26 protein-coding genes and 1 riboswitch are annotated in these 21531 nt (G+C 70.6%); of the genes, 15 read left to right on the plus strand and 11 right to left on the minus strand.

Annotated elements, in window-relative coordinates:
* Nucleotides 1–8 precede the first annotated feature (8 nt).
* From bioD to bioB, 3 genes are read right to left on the minus strand one after another with little or no spacing between them, the layout of a single operon-like run.
* Complete coding sequence (gene bioD, locus IG99_RS11555) at nt 9–725, minus strand: dethiobiotin synthase (protein ID WP_037672563.1); 717 nt, start codon at nt 723–725, stop codon at nt 9–11.
* A 1-nt stretch (nt 726) separates the two neighbouring features.
* Entirely contained in the window at nt 727–2007 is a 1281-nt protein-coding gene (locus IG99_RS11560; RefSeq protein WP_037672565.1) for an adenosylmethionine--8-amino-7-oxononanoate transaminase, read from the minus strand.
* Complete coding sequence (gene bioB, locus IG99_RS11565) at nt 2000–3250, minus strand: biotin synthase BioB (protein ID WP_037672567.1); 1251 nt, start codon at nt 3248–3250, stop codon at nt 2000–2002. The genes IG99_RS11560 and bioB overlap by 8 nt, the downstream gene beginning before the upstream one ends.
* A gap of 147 nt (nt 3251–3397) precedes the next feature.
* Between bioB and IG99_RS11570 the strand changes: the two genes are divergently transcribed.
* A complete protein-coding gene (locus tag IG99_RS11570) occupies nt 3398–4525 on the plus strand; it encodes an 8-amino-7-oxononanoate synthase (protein ID WP_037672569.1) in 1128 nt (375 codons plus the stop codon).
* Nucleotides 4526–4573: 48 nt separating this feature from the next.
* Here IG99_RS11570 and IG99_RS11575 read toward each other — a convergent pair whose 3' ends face one another.
* Entirely contained in the window at nt 4574–4798 is a 225-nt protein-coding gene (locus tag IG99_RS11575) for a DUF397 domain-containing protein (RefSeq protein ID WP_037672571.1), read from the minus strand.
* A gap of 9 nt (nt 4799–4807) precedes the next feature.
* On the minus strand, nt 4808–5665 hold the full coding sequence (locus IG99_RS11580) for a helix-turn-helix domain-containing protein (RefSeq protein WP_037672573.1): 858 nt from the start codon (nt 5663–5665) through the stop codon (nt 4808–4810).
* Between the two features lie 213 nt (nt 5666–5878).
* Between IG99_RS11580 and IG99_RS11585 the strand changes: the two genes are divergently transcribed.
* Nucleotides 5879–6349, plus strand: coding sequence for an ATP-binding protein (locus IG99_RS11585; protein WP_037672575.1), 471 nt, complete (start codon nt 5879–5881; stop codon nt 6347–6349).
* Between the two features lie 100 nt (nt 6350–6449).
* Here the strand turns inward: IG99_RS11585 and IG99_RS11590 are convergent, their stop codons facing one another.
* From IG99_RS11590 to IG99_RS11600, 3 genes are all read right to left on the minus strand, one after another.
* On the minus strand, nt 6450–6932 hold the full coding sequence (locus tag IG99_RS11590; protein ID WP_037672577.1) for a C40 family peptidase: 483 nt from the start codon (nt 6930–6932) through the stop codon (nt 6450–6452).
* A 3-nt stretch (nt 6933–6935) separates the two neighbouring features.
* Nucleotides 6936–7071, minus strand: a riboswitch (cyclic di-AMP (ydaO/yuaA leader).
* Between the two features lie 416 nt (nt 7072–7487).
* The gene (locus tag IG99_RS11595; RefSeq protein WP_037672579.1) at nt 7488–7796 is read right to left on the minus strand and encodes a hypothetical protein; all 309 of its coding nucleotides are present in this window, start codon (nt 7794–7796) and stop codon (nt 7488–7490) included.
* Nucleotides 7797–7803: 7 nt separating this feature from the next.
* Nucleotides 7804–8439 (minus strand): ATP-dependent Clp protease proteolytic subunit, encoded by a 636-nt coding sequence (locus IG99_RS11600; RefSeq protein WP_037672967.1) that lies wholly within the window; start codon nt 8437–8439, stop codon nt 7804–7806.
* Nucleotides 8440–8517: 78 nt separating this feature from the next.
* Between IG99_RS11600 and IG99_RS11605 the strand changes: the two genes are divergently transcribed.
* Complete coding sequence (locus IG99_RS11605) at nt 8518–8805, plus strand: type II toxin-antitoxin system Phd/YefM family antitoxin (RefSeq protein WP_037672581.1); 288 nt, start codon at nt 8518–8520, stop codon at nt 8803–8805.
* A gap of 127 nt (nt 8806–8932) precedes the next feature.
* Here IG99_RS11605 and IG99_RS11610 read toward each other — a convergent pair whose 3' ends face one another.
* On the minus strand, nt 8933–9955 hold the full coding sequence (locus IG99_RS11610; RefSeq protein WP_037672583.1) for a membrane protein: 1023 nt from the start codon (nt 9953–9955) through the stop codon (nt 8933–8935).
* 177 nt (nt 9956–10132) lie between these two features.
* Here IG99_RS11610 and IG99_RS11615 point away from each other — a divergent pair, with 177 nt between their 5' ends.
* From IG99_RS11615 to IG99_RS11650, 8 genes are all read left to right on the plus strand, one after another.
* Complete coding sequence (locus tag IG99_RS11615) at nt 10133–10780, plus strand: TetR/AcrR family transcriptional regulator (RefSeq protein WP_037672585.1); 648 nt, start codon at nt 10133–10135, stop codon at nt 10778–10780.
* Nucleotides 10781–10892: 112 nt separating this feature from the next.
* Nucleotides 10893–11195: an urease subunit gamma gene (locus IG99_RS11620; RefSeq protein ID WP_037672587.1), complete on the plus strand. Its 303-nt coding sequence runs from the start codon at nt 10893–10895 to the stop codon at nt 11193–11195.
* A gap of 13 nt (nt 11196–11208) precedes the next feature.
* Nucleotides 11209–11520 carry an urease subunit beta gene (locus IG99_RS11625; protein ID WP_037672589.1) on the plus strand — a complete coding sequence of 104 codons (312 nt, stop codon included), beginning with the start codon at nt 11209–11211 and terminating at the stop codon, nt 11518–11520.
* The gene (locus IG99_RS11630; RefSeq protein WP_037672591.1) at nt 11513–13234 is read left to right on the plus strand and encodes an urease subunit alpha; all 1722 of its coding nucleotides are present in this window, start codon (nt 11513–11515) and stop codon (nt 13232–13234) included. The genes IG99_RS11625 and IG99_RS11630 overlap by 8 nt, the downstream gene beginning before the upstream one ends.
* A gap of 83 nt (nt 13235–13317) precedes the next feature.
* Nucleotides 13318–13992: an urease accessory protein UreF gene (locus IG99_RS11635; protein WP_037672593.1), complete on the plus strand. Its 675-nt coding sequence runs from the start codon at nt 13318–13320 to the stop codon at nt 13990–13992.
* Nucleotides 13993–14044: 52 nt separating this feature from the next.
* Nucleotides 14045–14722 carry an urease accessory protein UreG gene (gene ureG / locus IG99_RS11640; RefSeq protein WP_037672594.1) on the plus strand — a complete coding sequence of 226 codons (678 nt, stop codon included), beginning with the start codon at nt 14045–14047 and terminating at the stop codon, nt 14720–14722.
* Nucleotides 14710–15477: an urease accessory protein UreD gene (locus tag IG99_RS11645; protein WP_037672969.1), complete on the plus strand. Its 768-nt coding sequence runs from the start codon at nt 14710–14712 to the stop codon at nt 15475–15477. Before ureG ends, IG99_RS11645 begins: the two co-directional genes overlap by 13 nt.
* Nucleotides 15478–15618: 141 nt before the next feature.
* Nucleotides 15619–17214 carry an alpha/beta hydrolase gene (locus IG99_RS11650; protein WP_037672595.1) on the plus strand — a complete coding sequence of 532 codons (1596 nt, stop codon included), beginning with the start codon at nt 15619–15621 and terminating at the stop codon, nt 17212–17214.
* Nucleotides 17215–17296: 82 nt separating this feature from the next.
* On the opposite strand, the gene IG99_RS11655 is transcribed toward IG99_RS11650, so the two are convergent.
* Both IG99_RS11655 and IG99_RS49560 read right to left on the minus strand, forming a co-directional pair.
* Nucleotides 17297–18019 carry a lysophospholipid acyltransferase family protein gene (locus IG99_RS11655; protein ID WP_037672596.1) on the minus strand — a complete coding sequence of 241 codons (723 nt, stop codon included), beginning with the start codon at nt 18017–18019 and terminating at the stop codon, nt 17297–17299.
* Between the two features lie 381 nt (nt 18020–18400).
* Nucleotides 18401–18709 (minus strand): SDR family oxidoreductase, encoded by a 309-nt coding sequence (locus IG99_RS49560; RefSeq protein WP_037672597.1) that lies wholly within the window; start codon nt 18707–18709, stop codon nt 18401–18403.
* 24 nt (nt 18710–18733) lie between these two features.
* Here IG99_RS49560 and IG99_RS11665 point away from each other — a divergent pair, with 24 nt between their 5' ends.
* The 4 genes from IG99_RS11665 (at nt 18734) to IG99_RS11680 (ending at nt 21497) form a co-directional block, all read left to right on the plus strand.
* Nucleotides 18734–19066, plus strand: a complete 333-nt coding sequence (locus tag IG99_RS11665) for a hypothetical protein (RefSeq protein ID WP_037672598.1) — start codon at nt 18734–18736, stop codon at nt 19064–19066.
* A gap of 221 nt (nt 19067–19287) precedes the next feature.
* Complete coding sequence (locus IG99_RS11670) at nt 19288–19785, plus strand: winged helix-turn-helix transcriptional regulator (protein WP_037672599.1); 498 nt, start codon at nt 19288–19290, stop codon at nt 19783–19785.
* A 108-nt stretch (nt 19786–19893) separates the two neighbouring features.
* The gene (locus tag IG99_RS11675) at nt 19894–20418 is read left to right on the plus strand and encodes an SRPBCC family protein (RefSeq protein WP_037672601.1); all 525 of its coding nucleotides are present in this window, start codon (nt 19894–19896) and stop codon (nt 20416–20418) included.
* Nucleotides 20418–21497: an LLM class flavin-dependent oxidoreductase gene (locus IG99_RS11680; protein WP_037672602.1), complete on the plus strand. Its 1080-nt coding sequence runs from the start codon at nt 20418–20420 to the stop codon at nt 21495–21497. The genes IG99_RS11675 and IG99_RS11680 overlap by 1 nt, the downstream gene beginning before the upstream one ends.
* Nucleotides 21498–21531 lie beyond the last annotated feature (34 nt).

The raw sequence follows: 21531 nt of genomic DNA on the forward strand, positions 1-21531 counted from the left end.
TGCGACCCTCAGGGCGCCTCCCGGGCCCCGAACGCCTCCACGTCCCACGTTCCGTCCAGACCCGGCGCCAGCCACCCCGGTGCCGACGCCCGGAAGGCGGGCGGGGGGAGAGCGCCGGCACCGGCGGGCAGCGCACCGAGCAGGGGAGCCCCGGCCACCTCCGGCAGGTCCGCCAGATTGCAGCGGGACGCCAGGTCGGGGGAGTCGGGCCAGCTGCCGATCACCACGCCGGGGAAGTCCAGCCGACGGGAGCGCAGTTCACGTGCCGTCAGTTCCGTCGTGTTGAGGGTGCCCAGGCCGGCGGAGGCCACGACGAGCACCGGCGCGCTCAGCAGCTCCGCCACGTCCGCCAGCGTCCCGCCCGCCTCGTCGAACCGTACGAGCAGTCCGCCCGCTCCCTCCACGAGCACCAGGTCGTGATCGGTGGCGAGCTTGGCCGCGGCCTCGGCGACATCGCCGGGGCCGACCGGAGGAAGGCCGGCCCGCCGCGCCGCCGTTCCCGGCGCCAGCGGCTCGGGGAAGCGGGCGACCTCCGCCGCCGTCACGTCGCCCGCCAGCCGCGCGACCTCGTCGGCGTCACCGCGCTCGTCGGGCCGTACGCCCGTCTGCGCGGCCTTCAGGACGGCCACCGACCGGCCCGCCGCGAGCGCGGTGGCCGCGACCGCGGCGGTCGTGACCGTCTTGCCGACCTCCGTGCCGGTCCCCGTGATCAGCAGAATCGCCATGTCATCCCTCCCGTGCCGCCGCGCACACGGCCCGCGCGATCCGGGCCACGTCCTCGTCACCGGTGACGTAGGGCGGCATCGTGTAGATCAGGTCGCGGAACGGCCGGAGCCACACGCCCTCGCGCACGGCGGCGTCGGTGGCGGCCCTCATGTCGACGTCGTGGTCGAGCTGCACGACGCCGATGGCACCGAGCACCCGTACGTCCTTCACTCCCGGCACCTCGAGTGCGGGCGCGAGACCCTCCCTCAGGCCCGTCTCGATCCGCTTGACCTCGGACAGCCAGTCCTGGCCCAGCAGCAGGTCGATCGACGCGCACGCCACCGACGCGGCCAGCGGGTTGCCCATGAACGTCGGGCCGTGCGCCAGTACCGGCACCTCGCCCCGGGAGATCCCGTCGGCGACCCGCGCGGTGCACAGCGTCGCCGCCATCGTCAGACAGCCGCCGGTCAGCGCCTTGCCGACGCACATCACGTCCGGTGTCACCGCCGCGTGCTCCGCCGCGAACAGGGCGCCCGTACGGCCGAACCCGGTCGCGATCTCGTCGAAGACCAGCAGCACGTCGTGCGCGTCGCAGGCCTCCCGCAGCACCCTCAGATACGCGGGGGAGTGGAACCGCATCCCGCCGGCGCCCTGCACCACCGGCTCGACGATCACCGCGGCCAGCTCGTCGGCGTGGCGCGCGATCGCCGCACGCAGCTCCTCGGCGTACGACTCCTCGTACGCGGCCGGCGGGGGGCCCACGAACACCTGCCGGGGCAGCACCCCGGACCACAGCTCGTGCATCCCGCCCTCGGGGTCGCACACCGACATCGGCTGCCAGGTGTCCCCGTGGTAGCCGCCGCGCCAGGTCAGCAGCCGCTGCTTGGCCGGGCGGCCGAGCGAACGCCAGTACTGCAGGCACATCTTGACCGCGACCTCGACCGACACGGAACCGGAGTCCGCGAGGAACACGTGCTCCAGACCGTCGGGAGAGATGTCGACAAGTCGCTTCGCCAGTCGTACGGCGGGTTCGTGGGTCAGCCCGCCGAACATCACGTGGCTCATCCGCCCGATCTGCCCGCACGCGGCCTCGTTCAGCACCGGGTGGTTGTAGCCGTGGATCGCCGACCACCAGGACGACATGCCGTCGACCAGCTCGCCCGAGCCGTCCGCGAGCCGCAGCCGGACCCCGCTCGCCGACTCCACGACGAGCGGGTCCACCCGGCCGGGCATCGGACCGTACGGATGCCAGACGTGCCGCCGGTCGAGCTCCAGGAGTTCGGGGACGGACAGCTCAGGCATTGGGCGCGAGGTCCGTTCCGGCACCACGACGGCGTACGGCGACCAGGTCCGTACGGGCCTCGCTGACCGGTTCCGGCGACGCGGACGCGACAGCCGGAACCGAACCGCACACACCACCGCCCTCGTGCGACCCGCAGCTCGCACCCGCGCCCTCCTGCGAGCCGCAGCCGCCACCGCTCGCGTCGTGCGACCCGCACCCGGCGCCGCCCGCGTGGGACCCGCAGCCCCCGCCCGCCGCGCCCCGGTGCTGCGGCAGCGTCACCTCGCCCGCGCCCTCCACCTCGAACCCGGCGTCAGCGATCATGTCCAGGTCGGCCTTGCCGGCCTGGCCCTCGCTGGTGAGGTAGTCGCCGAGGAAGATCGAGTTGGCCAGGTGCAGCGCGAGCGGCTGCATCGTGCGCAGATGGACCTCGCGGCCGCCCGCGATACGCACCTCCACGTCCGGGCAGACGAAGCGGACCATCGCCAGGATCCGCAGACAGCGCTGCGGGGTGAGGTTCCACTCCTTGGCCAGCGGGGTGCCCTCGAACGGGATCAGGAAGTTCACCGGAACGGAGTCGGGGTCCAGCTCGCGCAGCGAGTAGACGACGTCCACCAGGTCCTCGTCCGACTCGCCCATACCGGCGATCAGGCCCGAGCACGCCGACAGACCCGCCGCGTGCGCCTTCCGCACGGTGTCCACCCGGTCGGCGTACGTGTGCGTGGTCGTGATGTCCGTGTACGTCCCCTCGGAGGTGTTGAGGTTGTGGTTGTACGCGTCCGCGCCCGCGTCGCGCAGTCGCTCCGCCTGGCCGTCGGTGAGCAGGCCGAGGCAGGCGCACACCTCGACGCCCTCGTTCTGCTCCTTGATCGTCTTGATCGTCTCGGAGACCCGGTCCACGTCACGGTCGGTCGGCCCGCGCCCGCTCGCCACCAGGCAGACCCGCTTGGCGCCACCCGCAAGACCGGCCGCCGCGGCCTCGGAGGCCTGGTCGGGCTTGAGCCAGGTGTACTTCAGGATGTCGGCCTTGGAGCCGAGCCGCTGGGAGCAGTAGGAGCAGTCCTCCGGACACAGCCCGGACTTCAGGTTGACGAGATAGTTGAGTTTCACCCGTCGCCCGAACCAGTGCCGGCGCACCTTTCCGGCCGCCGCCACCACGTCGAGCACGTCGTCGTCGGACGTGGCCAGTACGGCCAGCGCCTCCTCGCGGGTCGGCAGCTCGCGCCGAAGCCCCTTGTCCACCAGCGTGTTCAGCAGGTCCATGAGAGCCGATCCTGTCCTACCGACCCGTTCCGGGCCAAGGAGAGTTCGTACAAGAGAGGCCATTCGCCGTGTGTGCATTGCCACACCATGGGTGGCGAGTGGGTTGGCTAGTGTCTGTCCACTGCCTACAAATCCCCCGGAGGACCCATGGCGTTCGGCTGGATCGACGAACAGGCGGAACTGCGCCGCCGGGCCGGACTCGTACGGACCCTGCGCCCGCGTCCCGCCGACTCCCCGCTGCTGGACCTCGCGAGCAACGACTACCTCGGTCTGGCCCACCATCCGGAGGTCACCGAGGGCGCGGCACGGGCGGCGCGCACCTGGGGCGGCGGCTCCACCGGCTCCCGGCTCGTCACCGGCACCACGGAGCTGCACACCGAGCTCGAACGCGAGCTGGCCGAATTCTGCGGATTCGAGGCCGCCCTCGTCTTCTCCTCCGGCTACGCGGCCAACCTCGCCGCCGTCACCGCGCTGGCCCCGCACGGCTCCCTGATCGTCTCCGACGCGGGCAACCACGCCTCCCTCATCGACGGCTGCCGGCTGGCCCGGGGCACCACACAGGTGGTCGCGCACGCCGAGCCGGACGCGGTGCGCAAGGCACTCCAGACGCATGACGGGCCCGCCGTCGCCGTCTCCGACACGGTCTTCTCGGTCGACGGGGACGCGGCCCCGCTCACCGGGCTCGCCGAGGCGTGCCGGGAGTACGGCGCGGGACTGGTCGTCGACGACGCCCACGGCCTGGGCGTCTTGGGCGACGGCGGCCGGGGTGCCCCGCACGCGGCGGGACTCGCGGGCGCGGACGACGTCGTCGTGACGGTCACGCTGTCCAAGTCGCTGGGCAGCCAGGGCGGAGCGGTACTCGGCCCGGCCCGGGTGATCGACCATCTGGTCAACGCGGCGCGTACGTTCATCTTCGACACCGGTCTGGCCCCCGCGGCGGCCGGTGCCGCGCTCGCGGCCCTCAGGCTGCTGCGCCGCGAGCCGCAGCGCGCGGCCGGGGCCCGCGAGGTGGCCGCCGACCTGCACGCACGCCTGACCGCCGCGGGTCTGGAAGCGGTACGTCCGGACGCCGCGGTGGTCTCCGTGCGTGCGCCGTCCCCGGAGGGGGCCGTGCGGTGGGCGGCGGACTGCCGGTCGGCAGGCCTGGCCGTGGGCTGCTTCCGTCCTCCCTCCGTGCCCGACGGCATCTCGCGCCTCAGGCTGACTGCCCGCGCGGACCTCTCCGGGGCCGAGCTGGAACGCGCTGTACGGGTGATCGGGGAGACGCGACCATGAGTCGGCGTGACACGGCCGCGGTCCGCCCCTGCTGACGGATGAGGGTGATCAGTGGAACGCGGCGGTGAATCCCGACCAGCTCCCGGGGGAGAAGAGCAGGGCGGGTCCGGCCGGGTCCTTGGAGTCGCGCACGGCGAGCAGTCCGGCCCCTGGGCCGGATCGCGGCCGGGCCGTCTCGACACAGTTGTTGGCTCCCGTGCTGTAGCTGCTGCGCAGCCACCGCACGTCGTGCAGATCGGTACTGGATGGAACGTTCCGAGGCAGTGCGGACATAGTGCCTCCTTACGCGCCGTCACCTATCCCGGCGATGTAATCCAACGATTCCTCGGGCGAAAGGGCGTGGACCTGAAGGGTGTTGAAGGCCTCGCTGTAGGCCCGGAGGTCTTCTTTCCGTTCGAGGTAGAGGCTACTCGTCAAGTGGTCGAGAACAACCACATCCAGGTCAGAAGTGCTCGGGAATGAGAAAATAACGAAAGGGCCGGTGATGCCGATGTGCGCCCCGGCCGTGAACGGCAGGACCTGGAGCCGTACCTGCGGCGACCGCGCCGCCTCCACCAGGTGTTCCAGCTGTCGCGCCATCACCCCGGGCCCGCCGACCTCACGTCGCAGTACCCCTTCGTCCAGTACCGCGCTCAACTCCAGCGGGGGATCGGCACTCAATACGACCTGCCGGGCCAGCCGTACCTCCACCAGGGTGTCGAGCCGGTCGTCGTCCACGCCCTCCACGGCGGCCCGAGTCACCGCGCGGGCGTACTCGGCCGTCTGCAGCAGACCGGGAACCACCGACGTCTCCAGGGTGCGCATCGCGCCGGCCTGCGACTCCAGGCTGATGAAGTCCCGGTAGGTGGGCGGCAGCACCCCTCGGTAGGCGTGCCACCAGTGGTGCCCGCCGACACCGTCGGAGCCGGCCAACGCGAGCATCAGCTCGCGGAGTTGGCGGTCGGTCACGCCATAGGCGTCGAGAAGCAAGCGCACATCGGCTGGTTTCACCCCGCTGGTGCCCGTCTCGACGCGGCTCACCTTCGACTGGTGCCAGCCCACCAGCCGGGCCGCCTCCCCACTCGTGAGTCCGGATTGGGCGCGCAGTGCTCGCAGTTCCGCACCCAGCTTTCGGCGGCGCACCGCGGGACCGTGCTGCATGGGTATTCCTTACTCCATGTGAGCCACCCGAATCCGCTCTGCCGTCGCAGAGTTCACCGCTTCGAGCGACAGATATATGCACATCTCGGTGGATCGCCACCCGGGAGAGGTGCGGTAGTGGCACTCTGACGGCGAAGCACCAGTCCGGGACCGTACTCGAATCATCCGCTCCGTGTCGGACTCGCGGTCCCGGGGGAAAGGGACGACGTCGCCATGGCAGACCACCTGGAAGCATCCGTCACTCTGCCGAGCGATCCCGCCTCGGTCTCCGCGGCCCGCGCCTTCGTGGTCGGCACCCTCATGGAGTGGGGCCTGCCGGAGGGCACGGAGGCGTCCGACACCATCCGGCTCATCGTCTCCGAGCTCGCCACCAACGCCGTACAGCACACCTTCGGGCAGTCCCCCACCTTCACGGTGGACGTCCGGCTCGACCGTGACGAACACGTGTGCGTGGGAGTCACCGACAGCCATCCCCGGTTCCCCAAGCGGCTGCCCGCCGCCGTTCAGCAGGACAATGGCCGCGGGATGGTGATCATCCGCTGGCTCACCGCGGAGTGCGGCGGCAGGCTGAGAGTCCGCCCCACCCGGGAGGGCGGCAAGAGGATCTTCATCGAACTGCCGTGGACCGCTTCGTGGACCGCGCCGGTCGAGCCGGTGACAGCGGTGGGGCAGCAGGAGCAGTGACCGGACGGCCCAGGACGCCTCGTGACGCCCTCAGGACCGTCAGATCGAGCCCGGAGCCGGTGCCGGAGCGTTCAGGACGCCGGCACCGCCCCTGCGCGGGTTACTTGACCCGGCCGTACCAGACGCTCTTCGTCCAGAGCTTCTGAAGCTTCACGACGTCCCCGGTCTTCGGGGCGTGCCAGATCTTCCCCTTCCCGGCGTAGATGCCCACGTGGTAGACGCTGGAGCTGGAGGAACCCGAGTGGAAGAACACAAGGTCCCCGGCCTTGCGGCTCTTCACGGAGACGTGTCGGGTCTTGTTGTACTGCTGGGCCGCCGTCCGGGGGAGCTTCTTGCCCGCCTTCTTGAACGCGTACAGCGTGAGCCCTGAACAGTCGAACCTCTTGGGGCCCGTGGCCCCGTACTTGTACGGTGAGCCCTTTTTGGACGCGGCGATCTGCAGCGCCTTCGTCGCAGGTGTCGCGGCCGCGGCGTCGGAGGCGAAGCCGGGTACCACGATCGAGCCGCCAACGGCGGCGATGGTCAGGGCAGAGGCCGTGCCGGCCCGGGCCATCAGCGACGGGACACGATTGAGCGCAGTCATGCGCAACCCTTCGTCAGCCGCCTGTGAAGGATGACCTGTCGGATTCGGGCTGGCGAAGTTGCCCGGCCGCGTTGCCGCGGCTTCACCCCAAGGGCTGCTCGACCCGGTCATGGCGTGACCGTTCCGGCGACCCGTCTTGCTTGGGTCCTCCACTCCTGCCGATGCACTCCTGTCGACCAGTCATCCGGGCGGCGGCAGGACTCGGCGTCCGTCCGGATCGCCCCGCCGTTGTGGCGGGGGCTTGTCGTCAGTCACGGATCTTCACTCACGAGTGTCCGAAATACCCAACGGAATCGGGGGTTTGTGGCGTTACTCACCACTCACCCGTTCGGGTGGACAGTGCGGTGTTCGAGTGAGTGTCCAGGTCATGACGGGGGCTCGGACCAGCATGAAAGGGTTTCAGCCCCGTCTGACGCTACGCGCGTTGCGCAAGTCGGGAGGTCCCGGAAAAGGGCCTTCAGCTACTCCGAACAGGGGTACTTCGTTCGGTGCGTTTGGGTCCCGTTCCGGACGTCCCGCCGAGGAGGCCGCGCGTCCGGACCGGACACCGGTGAGTCAACTGTCGGAGAGCGGCGGCAACGTGACGCGCGCCGTACGACGCTCCCCGTCGAGGACACGCAGCGCACGCGCCAGCGTCGGAGCGTGCAGCTCGGTCTCACCCCGCTGATGCATGAGCGCCAGTGCGTCCCTGAGCGCCGCCGCCTTGGCGACGAGCGCCTGTGCGGCGCGTAGACCACGGTACGTGTCCCCGTGATGCGCCGGGTTGATTCTGCCGAGAAGGTCGGCGACGTCCAGGTAACGGTCGATCAATTCGCCCTCGGCACGAGTGAGCGCGGGCAGCGGCGGCAACTCCGGTGGAAGCATCGCCGCCTCACCTCGCGCCGGGCGTGGTGCGCGAGTCCCTGCGGCTGGGGATGAGCCGGTCCACCAGGCCGTACTCCACGGCCTCCGGTGCGCTGAGGATCTTGTCCCGCTCGATGTCCGCGGTCACCTGTTCCCGTGTGCGCCCCGTGTGCTCCACGAGCATCTCCTCCAGCCGGTCGCGGGTGCGGAGCAACTCGGCGGCCTGGATGGCGAGGTCGCTGGCCTGCCCCTGGACCGGCTCGGTCAGCGCCGGCTGGTGGATCACAATGCGCGCGCCGGGCAGCGTGAACCGCTTGCCCGGCGTACCCGCGGCCAGCAGTACCGCGGCGGACGCGCCGGCCTGGCCCAGGCAGATCGTCTCCACGTCACAGGTGACGTACCGCAGCGTGTCGTAGACGGCCGACATCGCGCTGAACGAGCCGCCGGGGGAGTTGATGTACAGCGAGATGTCCCGGTCCGGGTCCTGGTACTCGAGGTACATGAACTGCGCCATCACGTCGTTCGCCGAGATGTCGTCGATCGGCGCCCCCAGGAAGACGATCCGCTCCTCCAGGAGCTTCGAGTACGGATCCATCGTCCGGTGCCCCGAGGCCGTGCGTTCGGTGAACTCGGGCAGGACGTAACGGGCGGACGGTCGGTGCATGGCCATGGTGATGACCCCTCCTCGCAGAGCGCTGTCTGTACAAAATGTACAGGACGTACCTGACGTTAGAATGGGGTCATGGCCTACGAGATTCCGGTGACGCAAGCCAGGGCTGAACTCGCCGACCTGATCAACCGCGTGGTGTACGGCAATGAGCGTGTCGTCGTGACCCGGCACGGCAAGCCCCTCGTTGCCCTGGTCTCCGCCGCTGACCTGGAACGACTCGACGCACTCGATGGACTCGACGACTCGGCGGACGAGCAGGTGATCAGCTCCGTCTCGGCCGTCCGTGAGGTCGGTTCCGCTCCCCGCGAACGGCAGCGGTTCGGGATCGCTGCGGAGCACCGGGGGCCGAATCCGTCGTAGCGGCGGAAGTCGCTTCATTGCCGGTGCGGGCGTATGTGAAAGACCGCGCGCCCACTGGTGATGGGGTGCGCGGCCTTTCGGGGCGGTCGTGGCTCGGCCCGGGAGGGCGTTCGCGGTGGCCGGCGGCTCAGCCCGCGAGCGCCGGTTCGCGGCCCTCGGCAGGCTCGTCCTCCGCCGTCCGGGCCGGGCGGCTCCTCATGGTCTTCAGGGCGCCGCCCAACAGCACCGCGCCCAGGCCCAGGGCCGCCCACCAGCTCAGCGTCAGGGCGGGCCCGGTGGCGGCCGCGCCGTCGAAGTACGAGACCGAGCGCAGCAGGGTCGCCCCCGCGCCCGGGGGCAGCCACTGGCCGATCGCCCCGGCCGGCGCGGGCAGCATCTGCGGCGCCGAGGCGGCCCCGGAGAACGGGTTGCCGATCAGCATGATCAGGCTCGAGGCGACCCCGATCCCGGCGGGCCCGAGGAGCGCGGCGAGTCCCGCGACACCCGCGCTCACCGCCAGGGTCGCCAGTCCCAGCACCCCGGCCTCCGCCCACCAGTCGCCGGTGAGGGTGCCGAGCCAGCTGTGCAGGATCGCCGCGCCCGCCGGGCCCACCAGTGCGGCGGCCCCGACCAGCGCTGCCACGGCACGGGCGCCGCGCAGTCCGACCAGGGTGACGACCGCGCCCGCCGCGATACCGGCCAGCGCCAGGGGCAGCACGCCGGCGATCAGAGCCGCCCCGCGCGGGTCCTTCGCGGGAGCGGGCACCACGTCCACGGTCCGCACCTGCCTGTTCTCGGCGGCCGCCTGATGCCCGACGGCCTGCTGGAGCAACTGGGCGACGACCGGGCTCGCGGCCGACGCGGTCAGCAGCTCGGGACCCTGCGCCGTGACGACCACGACGCCGTACACGGTCCGGTCCTCGATGGCGGCTCGAGCGCCGGTCTCGTCGGCGTAGTGGTGGATCTCGAATGCGCCCTTGTGCTGCGCAAGCGCCTTCGTCACCTGGGCCGTCGCGGTGGCGGGGCCGGCCACCCCGAGCGGGAGGTCGCGCGGCGCGGTGCGCGCGGCGGGCCAGGCGAAGGCCCACAGTGCCAGCGCCGCGAGCAGCGGGACGAGTACGACGACCGCGACGAGACGGCGACGGGCCGGGGTGGTGGACGGTGTGGGCATGGGTTCTCCCTGCGGCGGGGCGAGGCGGGGCGAGGCGGGGCGAGGCGGGGTGAGGCGAGGTACGACGGCGGGGTCGAGTGGGTTTTAAAGAGAAGGATCGTTCGTTTTACGTCCGCCACCACCATTGCGCCCTGGTCGTCGCTTGTCAAGAATGAATGTTCGTTTTACTTTTGGGTCATGGCCCGCGTATCCCAGGAACACCTCGACGCCCGCCGCCGGCAGATCCTCGACGCCGCAGCGCTCTGCTTCGCCCGCAACGGCTTCCACGCCACCTCGATGCAGGACGTGCTGAAGGAGGCCGACCTCTCCGCGGGGGCGGTCTACCGCTACTTCAGCGGCAAGGAGGAGTTGATCGCCGCGATCGTCGGCGAGGTGCTCGGCGAGGTCCAGACGGCTTTCGAGGCGGCTGCCCGGCAGAGCCCGCCCCCGCGGCCCGACCAGCTCGTGGCCTCCGTCCTCGGGCGCACCCTCGGCCTGCGCGAGTCTCTGACCCTCGACGGTGTGCCCGCCTTCCCGCGCCTGGTCGTCCAGGTATGGACGGAGGTCCCGCGCAACGACGAGCTGGCGGCCGTCCTGGGGAAGGGGTACGCCGCCGTCCGCGCGGCCTGGACACGGATCGTCGAGGCCTACCAGGAGGAGGGGACGATGCGCCCGGACATCGCCCCGGACCATGTGGCCCGGACGATGATCGCCGCCGTCCTGGGCTTCATCGCCCAGCAGTCCCTCTTCGGGCCCGCCCCGGTCGAGGTCCTGCGGGACGGACTGCGCGCCCTGATGAGCGTGCCGGGCCCGGATCGCGCGTCCGAAGGATCACAGCTCGGTTAACGTGCCTGAAACCCGTTCCAACTAGCCTGCCGATCCATGCCACCAGGGATTTTGCCCCGGGGCCGCGGCAGCCGGACCCCGCACGGTCCGGAGCGAGGATGTGAGGTGGGACGTGCAACTGACCCCGCACGAGCAAGAGAGGCTGCTGATCCACGTCGCGGCCGACGTCGCCGAGAAGCGCCGGGCCCGCGGGCTCAGGCTCAACCACCCCGAGGCGATCGCCCTCATCACCTCGCACATCCTCGAAGGCGCGCGTGACGGCCGTACCGTCGCCGAACTCATGGCCTCCGGACGCAAACTGCTCACCCGGGACGACGTCATGGAGGGCATCCCCGAGATGATTCACGACGTGCAGGTCGAGGCGACCTTCCCGGACGGCACCAAGCTCGTCACCGTCCACGACCCGATCGTCTGACGGGGAGGCCGCCATGATCCCCGGAGAGATCCTGTTCGCCGAGGGCCCGATCGTGTACAACGCTGGCCGCGAGGTCACCCGGCTCACCGTCCTCAACGCCGCCGACCGGCCCGTCCAGGTCGGCTCCCACTACCACTTCGCCGAGGCCAACCCCGGCCTGGAGTTCGACCGCGCCGCAGCGCGCGGCAAGCGGCTGAACGTCGCCGCCGGCACCGCCGTGCGCTTCGAACCCGGGATCCCCGTGGACGTTGAACTCGTACCGCTCGCCGGGGCCCGAGTCGTGCCCGGACTGCGCGGGGAGACCGGAGGTGCCCTCGATGCCTGAGATCTCACGCGGGGCGTACGCCGACCTGTTCGGCCCGACCACCGGCGACCGCATCCGGCTCGCCGACACCGATCTGCTGATCGAGATCGAGGAGGACCGCAGCGGCGGGCCCGGACTCGCCGGTGACGAGGCGGTCTTCGGCGGCGGCAAGGTCATCCGGGAGTCCATGGGCCAGGCCCGCGCCACGCGCGCGGACGGCACCCCGGACACCGTCATCACCGGTGTCGTCATCGTCGACCACTGGGGGATCGTCAAGGCCGACGTCGGCATCCGCGACGGCCGTATCACCGGCATCGGCAAGGCGGGCAACCCCGACACGATGGACGGGGTCCACCCCGACCTGGTCATCGGTCCCGAGACCGAGGTCATCGCGGGCAACGGGCGGATCCTCACGGCGGGCGCCATCGACGCGCACGTCCACTTCATCTGCCCCCAGATCGCCGACGAGGCGCTGTCCGCCGGCATCACGACCCTGGTCGGCGGCGGCACCGGCCCGGCCGAGGGCTCGAAGGCGACGACGGTGACGCCCGGCCCGTGGCACCTGGCGCGGATGCTGGAGGCGATGGAGCAGTACCCGCTCAACATCGGCTTCCTCGGCAAGGGCAACACCGTCTCCCACGAGGCGATGCTGTCGCAGATCCGGGGCGGCGCGCTGGGCCTGAAGCTGCACGAGGACTGGGGGTCGACCCCGGCCGTCATCGACGCCTCGCTGACCGTCGCCGAACAGACCGGCATCCAGGTCGCCATCCACACCGACACCCTGAACGAGGCCGGGTTCGTGGGCGACACGCTCGCCGCGATCGCCGGGCGCGGCATCCACGCGTACCACACCGAGGGCGCGGGCGGCGGGCACGCGCCCGACATCATGACCGTGGTGTCCGAGTCGTATGTCCTGCCCAGCTCGACCAACCCGACCCGGCCGTTCACCGTCAACACCGCCGAGGAACACCTCGACATGCTGATGGTGTGCCACCACCTCAACCCGGCGGTGCCGGAGGACCTGGCGTTCGCCGAGTCCCGGATCCGGCCGTCGACCATCGGTGCCGAGGACATACTCCACGACCTGGGCGCCATCTCGATCATCTCGTCCGACTCCCAGGCCATGGGTCGCGTCGGCGAGGTCGTCCTGCGGACCTGGCAGACCGCGCACGTGATGAAGCGGCGGCGGGGCGCGCTGCCCGGGGACGGGCGCGCGGACAACCGGCGGGTGCGGCGGTACGTGGCCAAGTACACGATCAACCCGGCGCTCGCGCAGGGACTGGCCCGGGAGATCGGGTCGGTGGAGACGGGGAAGCTCGCCGACCTCGTGCTGTGGGAGCCCGCCTTCTTCGGCGTCAAGCCGCAGCTCGTCATCAAGGGCGGGCAGATCGCGTACGCGCAGATGGGCGACGCGAACGCCTCCATCCCCACGCCGCAGCCGATCCTGCCGCGTCCCATGTACGGCGCGATCGGGCGGGCGCCGGCCGCCAACTCCCTCAACTTCGTCGCGCCGTTGGCGATCGAGGACGGCCTGCCGGAGCGGCTGCAGCTCGGCAAGCGGTTCGTGGCGATCGACTCGACGCGTGGGGTCACCAAGGCCGACATGCGGGAGAACGACGCGCGCCCGTCTGTGCGGGTCGATCCCGACAGCTTCGCCGTGCACATCGACGGGGAGCTGGTAGAGGCGACACCGGCTGCCGAACTGCCCATGGCTCAGCGCTACTTCCTGTTCTGATGGGCGAGTTCTGATGGGCGAGTTGTGATGGGCGAGTTGTGATGGGCGAGTTCTGATGGGTGAGGTCTGATGGGCGAGTTCCGATGAGCAGGGCAGCGCTCCTCGTTCTGGCCGACGGCCGCTTTCCCGCCGGGGGGCACGCGCACTCCGGCGGGGCGGAGGAGGCCGTCAAGGCGGGGCGGATCACCGGTGCGGCGAGCCTGGAGGCGTTCTGCCGTGGGCGGCTGCACACGGTGGGGCTGGTCGGGGCGGCGCTCGCCGCGGCCGCCGCGGCCGGAGCGGATCCGGTGGAACTGGACGCGGCCGCGGACGCCCGGACGCCGTCGCCGGCGCTGCGGGGCGCCGCGCGCAGGCTGGGCCGACAGCTGATGCGGGCCGCTCGGGCGGCCTGGCCGAGCGATGAACTGGACGCTCTGGCGGGGGAGTTCCCCAAGGGGGCCCATCAGCCGGTGGTGCTGGGGGTGACCGCGCGGGCGGCCGGGCTGGGGGCGCAGGACGCGGCGTACTGCGCGGCGTACGAGAGCGTGAGCGGGCCGGCGACGGCGGTGGTGCGGTTGCTGAGTCTGGATCCCTTCGAGGCGACAGGGGTGTTGGCCCGGCTGGCGCCGGAGCTGGATCTGATGGTCGACCGGGCGGTGGCGGCGGGGAGGGCCGTGCCGGGGGAGGGGGTCGATGTGTTGCCGGCGGCTTCCGGGCCGCTGCTGGAGATCGGGGCAGAGGCGCACGCGGGGTGGCCTGTGCGGTTGTTCGCGTCGTAGACCTCGTCAAAGCTGACGTTCACAGAGCTTGGCTGAATCAGGAGCCGTAATCATGCATCTCGACCACGCCCACTCCGCGCCGTCCGCAGTCAGTGCCGACGCACAGCGCCCCGATGGCACGCGCCGTGCCCTGCGGATCGGGCTCGGTGGGCCGGTGGGGTCCGGTAAGACGGCCACCGTGGCCGCGCTCTGCCGGGCCCTGCGCGACCAGTTCTCGCTCGCCGTCGTCACCAATGACATCTACACGCGCGAGGACGCCGAGTTCCTGCTCCGGGAGGCGGTGCTGCCGCCCGAGCGGATCGCGGCGGTGGAGACGGGGGCGTGCCCGCACACCGCGATCCGGGACGACATCTCGGCGAACCTGGAGGCCGTGGAGGATCTGGAGGACGAGGTGGGGCCGCTGGACCTCGTACTCGTCGAGTCCGGTGGTGACAACCTCACCGCGACCTTCTCCAAGGGGCTGGTCGACGCACAGATCTTCGTGATCGACGTGGCGGGCGGCGACGACATCCCGCGCAAGGGCGGGCCGGGGGTCACCACGGCCGACCTGCTCGTGGTGAACAAGACCGACCTCGCCCCGTACGTCGGCTCGGACCTGGCCCGGATGGCGGCCGACGCCAAGGCACAGCGGGCCGAACTGCCGGTCGTCTTCCAGTCCTTGCGGAGCGAGGCCGGGGTGGCGGACGTCTCCGCGTGGGTGCGGGCGCGGCTCGCCGCGTGGACGGCGTGACGGTGAGCGGGGTCCGGGCCACCGCACGGATCCGCGCACGCGGCGACGGGCGGGGCGGTACGTCGCTGCCCGTGCTGGAGGGGGAGGGGCCGCTGGCGCTGCGGCGCACGCGGGGGAGCGGTGCCGAGGCGCGGGTCGTGCTGGTCGGCGCGATGAGCGGGCCGCTCGGCGGGGACCACTTCGCGGTGGAAGCGGAGGTGGAGGAGGGGGCCAGGCTGCGGGTCGGGTCGGCCGCCGCCACCATCGCGCTGCCGGGCCAGGCGAAGAGTGAGGCACGCTACGACGTGCGGCTCACCGTCGCCGACGGGGGTGAACTGCTCTGGCTGCCCGAGCCGTTGATCTCGGCCGGGGGCAGCGAGCTGTACGTCACCACGCGCGTCGAGCTCGCCGCCACGGCGCGGCTCGTGCTGCGCGAGGAGCAGGTGCTCGGCCGGGTCGGCGAGGAACCGGGGCGGCTCGGCAGCAGGCTCACCGTGCGGGTGGCCGGGCGCACGGTCCTGGACCAGGAGCTGGCCTGCGGGCCGGGCGCACCGGCCGGCTGGGACGGGCCCGCGGTGCTGGCGGGACGGCGCGCCGTCGGACAACTCGTAGTCGTACGGTCAAAGTTCACCACGCATCCGGTGACGGCGCGGATCGTCGGCGAGTACGCCGCCGTGATGCCGCTCGCGGGGCCGGCCGCGCTGGTGAGCGCCGTCGCGCCGGACGGGCTGCTGCTGCGACGGGTACTGGACGAGGCGTTGGCGGAACTCGGCTGACAGCACATCAGTATCCGATGCGCGGTGCTTGACGCTCCGGTTATCGGATTGGCAAAGAAGGTCAACAAACCCTGTTCTCAGGGTCCTCACAGTCGAGAGGATCCCCGTACCTGTCAACACGAGGTATGGGGAGGGGCCCACTTGAGGGACATCAGCGCGAACAGGCGTACGACCGCGCTCGGTTCGGCCGGAGCGATCGTCGCGGCGACGCTCATAGCCGGCGCGTTCGCCGCGCCCACGGCGAACGCGCAGAGCAAGCCCGGGCAGGACCGCGAGGCCCGGGGCGCCGCCATCGCCGCGGCACGGGCCGCGAAGGCGGGCATCGACTGGCAGGACTGTCCCGCCGACTGGGGCCTGGAGAAGCCGATCCAGTGCGGCTGGGTCTCCGTTCCGCTCGACTACGCCAAGCCCAACGGCAAGCAGATCAAGATCGCGGTCGACCGCGTCGGCAACACCGGGACGAAGCAGGAGCGTCAGGGCGCGCTCGTCTACAACCCCGGCGGCCCCGGCGCCTCCGGGATGCGCTTCCCGCGCCGGGTCACCACCAAGGCCCCCGTGTGGGCGAAGGTGGCCAAGGCCTACGACTTCGTGGGCTTCGACCCGCGCGGTGTCGGTCACTCGGCGCCCATCTCCTGCGTCGACCCGCAGGAGTTCGTCAAGGCGCCCAAGGCCGACCCGGTCCCGGACAGCGAGGCCGACAAACGCGCCCAGCGCAAGCTGGCCCGCGAGTACGCCGAGGGCTGCCAGGAGCGCAGCGGCGCGATGCTGCCGCACATGACCACGCCGAACAGCGCGCGCGACCTGGACGTCATCCGGGCCGCCCTGGGCGAGAAGAAGCTGAACTTCCTCGGCGTCTCCTACGGCACCTACTTCGGCGCCGTCTACGGCACGCTCTTCCCCGGTCACGTCCGCCGCATGATCGTGGACAGCGTGGTCAACCCGTCCCGGGAGAAGGTCTGGTACCAGGCCAACCTCGACCAGGACGTCGCGTTCGAGGGCCGCTGGAAGGACTGGCAGGACTGGGTCGCCGCGAACGACGCCACCTACCACCTCGGCACCACTCGCGCCGCCGTCCAGGCGAAGTGGCTCGAGCTGCGCGCCACCGCGAAGAAGAACCCGATCGGCGGGCTCATCGGCCCGGCCGAGCTGATCTCCTTCTTCCAGAGCGCCCCCTACTACGACTCCTCGTGGGCCTCCGTCGCGTCGGTCTTCAGCAAGTACGTCGCCGGTGACACCCAGGCGCTCGTCGACGCGGCCGCACCGGACCTCAGCGACACCGCGGGCAACGCGTCCTCGGAGAACGGCAACGCCGTCTACACCGCCGTCGAGTGCGTGGACGCCAAGTGGCCCACCAGCTGGCGGAAGTGGGACCGCGACAACACGCGGCTCCACAAGGACCACCCCTTCATGACCTGGGCCAACGCATGGATGAACCTGCCGTGCGCGACCTGGTCCGCCAAGCAGCAGACGCCGCTGAACGTCAAGACGCACAAGGGCCTGCCGCCCGTGCTGATCGTGCAGTCCGAGCGTGACGCGGCCACCCCGTACGAGGGTGCCGTGGAACTGCACAAGCGCTTCAAGGGCTCTCGTCTGATCACCGAGAAGAACGCGGGCTCCCACGGCGTCACCGGCCTGGTCAACCCCTGCGTCAACGACCGGGTGGACACCTACCTGCTCACCGGCAAGCTGGACACCGCCGACGTGACCTGCGCACCGCACGCCACGCCGAAGCCGTAACCCACGCCGGGTCGACAGCGACGACAGTGAGGGGCGGCCGGTCGCACCGGCCGCCCCTCACTTCCCTGTGCCCGAGCGATCCTCAACTCAGCGGCATCCGGGGGAACTTGCGGGCCTTCTCCTTGGCCGCGGCCTCCTCCGCCTTGACCACGGCCGCGTACTGGTCGACGTACTCCTGCTCCGAGAGGGACAGGATCGCGTACATGATCTCGTCGGTGACCGCGCGCAGGATGGCCTTCTCGTTCTCCATGCCCTCGTAGCGGGAGAAGTCCAGGGGCTTGCCGAAGCGGATCGCCACCGGGTGGACGTTGGGGATGACCTTGCCCGGCGGCTGCGCCTCGAAGGTGCCGATCATCGCGCAGGGGATCACCGGAACCCCCGCCTTGAGGGCCATCACCGCGACCCCGACCTTGCCCTTGTAGAGGCGGCCGTCGTGCGAGCGGGTGCCCTCCGGGTAGATGCCGAGCAACTCGTCCTTGCTCAGCACGCCCAGTCCCTCCCGGATCGCCGCCTGGCCCGCGTCCTTGCCGGAACGGTCGACCGGGATCTGCCCGGCGCTGCGGAAGAACGTCGCGGTCAGCCGGCCCTTGATGCCCGGGCCGGTGAAGTACTCCGCCTTCGCCAGGAAGGTGATGCGCCGCTTCAGGATCGCGGGCATCAGGAAGTGGTCGGAGAACGACAGGTGGTTGCCCGCGACGATGGCCGCACCCGACTCCGGCACGTGCTCCAAGCCTTCTATCCGGGGCCGGAAGACCAGTCTCAACAGCGGGCCCAGAAAGACGTACTTGAGCAGGTAGTAGAACACGGCTCGCTCCTCACTCCACCGGCTCCCCCAGGAAGCGGCATTTTCGCAGTGCAACCCAGGTATCGCGGGCATAGGATGATGTGCACCTGTCGTCATCTGTAGCCATCTTCGGGCGGTCTCATGCTGACCCTTTGCCCAGTTGGCCGATGGGTGGTCAGGACCTGGCGTGCGTGGTCGAGTGGGTCGAGTCCGACAGGCGCTGGTGCACCAGAAGAGTGTTTCGTTTCTCGTCATGATGACCATCGATCGTGGGACGTCCTCAGTGGTTCTGACGCGCTCAGACGCAACGAGGCTCGGCGTCCTCTACAGGACTCACCGTGTGCAGCACCAGCGTACTGGCTCGTCTGTACTCCCCGCCCCCTCTGACCGGCTGGCTTGCCGCTACGAGCAAGGGTCGCGAAATCGCCTTCGGACATCCGTTGGCTCGGCAGTCACTGGGTACTGTGTCGGCAACCGCGGAACAGGTTTTCCACACCCTTGAATCCCCGGGAGTCCGTGGAAGGGGCCGAAGCCGGCGAAACCGGCGTTGTTGATCACGCTGGTGACGTGCACGCCGAGTTGCTCCAGATGCCCCATCAGCGCCTCCCCGGGGTTGCCGGTGGCCAGGTTCCTCGCCGGCACGTGCACCTGGCCGGACTCCAGGGCGGCCCGCGCCACGGCCCGGGAGCGGTCGCCGCGCACCGCCGTCACGTCCCATTCCTCCGTGGAGGACCGATGTCCAAGTCCGGTATCCGCTTGGAAGCTGCGGGCCGCGGTGAACGCGGGCACGCGCTCTGTCTGTCCAAGACGGACGGGATGAACCTGGCGAACTTCGCCGCCGATGGACTGCTGACCGATATCAGCAAGGTCGCGGCCGAGTACAAGGGCGCGTACACGGTCGCCGCGTGGAAAGCGGTCAGCCCCGGTGGCACCACCTCCGGCATCCCGATGGGGTCGGCGCCGCTGTTCACCGCCTACCGTGCGGACCTGTTCCAGAAATGCGGGATCGAGGCCCCGAGAGAGCGGAATCCCTCTCAGGGAGGTGGTGCCGGCGACTGTCCGCAGTGAGAAGCCCCGGCCCGGCCGACCGGGAGCCCATGCCGGACCTGAATGGGAAGACGGCGACGCCATACGCCCGCGTACGCCATCGAGGACGCCGCTCCCGAGCAGAGATCCTCGGCGTGGTCCGCGAGGGCGCGTCAATGCGGGTGATGCCCAGCCTTCGCCGTCCTGTCGAACCCCTTGCGGCCTGCTGGGTTTCTTTGCGAGACCAACCTTATGCTGCCGTCATGAGGCGCACATCCTTCGCACACTGGCCCTGCTCGATCGCGCGCACCATGGACCTGCTGGGGGACTGGTGGACACCGCTGGTGCTGCGAGAGGCCTTCTACGGGATCACGCGGTTCGACGCGTTCCAGGAATCCCTCGGCGTCGCACGCAACACACTGACCGACCGCTTGCGGAGGCTCGTCGACGAGGGGCTGCTGGAGAAGCAGCCCTACCAGACCGACCCGGTGCGCCACGACTACGTCCTCACCGAGAAGGGGCGCGACTTCTACAGCGTGCTGCTGGCGATGAACCGGTGGGGGGATCGCTGGCTGGCCGGTGAGGCGGGTCCGCCCGTGACGAACTACCACGACGTCTGCGGCCGGGAGAGTCACGCCGAGGTGGTGTGCGCCGCCTGCGGCGAGCCGATGACCGCCGAAAACACCCATCCGAGGATGGGGCCGGGCTATCCGCCGCGCCTGGCCGAGCGACCGGACGTGAAGGAGCGGTTCGCCGGCTGACCGAGGGACCCGGCGATGCGCCGCACACGCTTGACAAGTGAGTCTACCTACACAACTTTAATGGTCAGGCTGGGTTCTAGGTCTGCCGTACTGATGAGGAGGCCGGGCGTGGAGTGGACGGGCGCGTGCTATGCCGACAAGCCGACGGTGGAGGTGCCGATCTGGATCGCTGCCCTGCCCGATCGGGTGTGGGAGCTGGTGTCCGACATCGAACTGATGCCGCGCCTGAGCTCCGAGTTGCAGGCGGTGGAGTGGCTGGACGGAGGCACGGGACCCGCGCTGGGGGCACGCTTCGTGGGCCGGAGCGAGCATGAGGCGTTCGGCGATTGGGCCACCACGTCCCACATCGTCGAGTACGAGCCCCTGAGGGTATTCGCCTGGGCGGTCGGGGATCCGCAGTACCCGTCAGCGATCTGGCGGTTCAGACTCGAACCGCAGAACGGCGGCACGTTGCTGCGGCAGTGGATGCAGATGGGGCCGGGCCGCTCGGGCCTCTCCTTCGCCATCGACCGTATGCCGGAGAAGGAGCAGAAGATCGTCTTCGTGCGAATGCGGGAGTTCGAAAGCAACATGGCCACCACCCTTGAGGCGATCAAGAAGCTGGCCGAAGAGCCCGGAAAGGCGCGTGTCTGATGCGTACGGCGACCACGATCGAGGCCTCCACCAACTGGCCGGAGACAGTCGACTTCGTCGTGGAGGCGGAGAAACTCGGCATGAACATCTGCTGGGTCGCGGAAGCCTGGGGCGCCGAAGCGCCGTCGCCGCTGGGCTACCTCGCCGCGAAGACTGAGCGCCTGCTGCTCGGTTCGGCGATCATTCAGCTCGCCACCCGTACACCGATGGCCATCGCACGGGCCGCGATCACCTTGTCGAACCTCTCCGAGGGACGCTTTCTGCTGGGACTGGGTCCGTCCGGGCCCCAGGTGATCGAGGGCCTGCACGGCGTGCCGTTCGCCCGGCCGCTGTCCCGGATGCGCGAGACGGTCGACATCGTGCGGCAGGCGGTCAAGGGCGGCAAAGTCTCCTACTCCGGGAGGGAGTTCCAGCTCCCGCTGCCGGGCGGGGAGGCCAAGCCCATGCGGCTGTCGATGCGTGCGGAGCACGACCTCCCGATCTACCTGGCGACCCTCTCGCCGAAGATGCTGCACCTGACCGGGGAGATCGCCGACGGCTGGCTGGGCACCAGCTTCGTGCCCGAGGGCGCCAAGGAGGCGTACTTCGACCACCTGGACGCCGGACTCGCCGCAGCCGGCCGCACGCGCGCCGACTTCGGCATCTGCCAGGGCGCCGAGGTGGCGTTCGCCGAAGACGAGGACGCCCTGCGCGCGATGGTGGCCGGCCGCAGGAAGGAGCTGGCGTTCAGCCTCGGCGGCATGGGCTCCGCGACGACGAACTTCTACAACAACGCCTACAGCCGCCAGGGTTGGGCCGAGGTCGCGGCCGAGGTCCGGGAGCGCTGGCAGGCAGGGGACCGCGACGGCGCGGCCGGTCTGGTCACCGACGACATGGTGCTGGCCACCACGCTGATCGGCACCGAGGACATGGTGCGGGAGCGGCTGAGGGTGTGGCGCGACGCCGGGGTCGACATCGTCCGCTTCTATCCCGCCGGGGAGACGCTGGACGCCCGCCTCACCAACCTCGGCAGAGCAATCGACCTGGTCCGTGGAATCGAGGACGAGACGGCACGGTCGCAGCCCGCGCATCGGCGTTGAGTCGAGCGTAGGTTCCGTACAGCGGACAGGCGGA

This window comes from Streptomyces griseus subsp. griseus, assembly GCF_000720255.1.
Taxonomy (GTDB): Bacteria; Actinomycetota; Actinomycetes; order Streptomycetales; family Streptomycetaceae; genus Streptomyces; species Streptomyces griseus_I.

Excerpts from the sequence above, each read along its gene's own strand:
- IG99_RS11575 (WP_037672571.1), bottom strand. The coding sequence starts at position 4,798 with ATGTCCGCACTGCCTCGGAACGTTCCATCCAGTACCGATCTGCACGAC.
- IG99_RS11590 (WP_037672577.1), bottom strand. The coding sequence starts at position 6,932 with ATGACTGCGCTCAATCGTGTCCCGTCGCTGATGGCCCGGGCCGGCACG.
- IG99_RS11680 (WP_037672602.1), top strand. The coding sequence starts at position 20,418 with ATGCGTACGGCGACCACGATCGAGGCCTCCACCAACTGGCCGGAGACA.
- IG99_RS11615 (WP_037672585.1), top strand. The coding sequence starts at position 10,133 with ATGGCCCGCGTATCCCAGGAACACCTCGACGCCCGCCGCCGGCAGATC.
- IG99_RS11580 (WP_037672573.1), bottom strand. The coding sequence starts at position 5,665 with ATGCAGCACGGTCCCGCGGTGCGCCGCCGAAAGCTGGGTGCGGAACTG.
- IG99_RS11625 (WP_037672589.1), top strand. The coding sequence starts at position 11,209 with ATGATCCCCGGAGAGATCCTGTTCGCCGAGGGCCCGATCGTGTACAAC.
- IG99_RS11605 (WP_037672581.1), top strand. The coding sequence starts at position 8,518 with ATGGCCTACGAGATTCCGGTGACGCAAGCCAGGGCTGAACTCGCCGAC.
- bioB (WP_037672567.1), bottom strand. The coding sequence starts at position 3,250 with ATGGACCTGCTGAACACGCTGGTGGACAAGGGGCTTCGGCGCGAGCTG.
- IG99_RS11610 (WP_037672583.1), bottom strand. The coding sequence starts at position 9,955 with ATGCCCACACCGTCCACCACCCCGGCCCGTCGCCGTCTCGTCGCGGTC.
- IG99_RS11560 (WP_037672565.1), bottom strand. The coding sequence starts at position 2,007 with ATGCCTGAGCTGTCCGTCCCCGAACTCCTGGAGCTCGACCGGCGGCAC.
- IG99_RS11570 (WP_037672569.1), top strand. The coding sequence starts at position 3,398 with ATGGCGTTCGGCTGGATCGACGAACAGGCGGAACTGCGCCGCCGGGCC.
- bioD (WP_037672563.1), bottom strand. The coding sequence starts at position 725 with ATGGCGATTCTGCTGATCACGGGGACCGGCACGGAGGTCGGCAAGACG.
- ureG (WP_037672594.1), top strand. The coding sequence starts at position 14,045 with ATGCATCTCGACCACGCCCACTCCGCGCCGTCCGCAGTCAGTGCCGAC.
- IG99_RS11595 (WP_037672579.1), bottom strand. The coding sequence starts at position 7,796 with ATGCTTCCACCGGAGTTGCCGCCGCTGCCCGCGCTCACTCGTGCCGAG.
- IG99_RS11635 (WP_037672593.1), top strand. The coding sequence starts at position 13,318 with ATGAGCAGGGCAGCGCTCCTCGTTCTGGCCGACGGCCGCTTTCCCGCC.
- IG99_RS11585 (WP_037672575.1), top strand. The coding sequence starts at position 5,879 with ATGGCAGACCACCTGGAAGCATCCGTCACTCTGCCGAGCGATCCCGCC.
- IG99_RS11670 (WP_037672599.1), top strand. The coding sequence starts at position 19,288 with ATGAGGCGCACATCCTTCGCACACTGGCCCTGCTCGATCGCGCGCACC.
- IG99_RS11600 (WP_037672967.1), bottom strand. The coding sequence starts at position 8,439 with ATGCACCGACCGTCCGCCCGTTACGTCCTGCCCGAGTTCACCGAACGC.
- IG99_RS11630 (WP_037672591.1), top strand. The coding sequence starts at position 11,513 with ATGCCTGAGATCTCACGCGGGGCGTACGCCGACCTGTTCGGCCCGACC.
- IG99_RS11665 (WP_037672598.1), top strand. The coding sequence starts at position 18,734 with ATGTCCAAGTCCGGTATCCGCTTGGAAGCTGCGGGCCGCGGTGAACGC.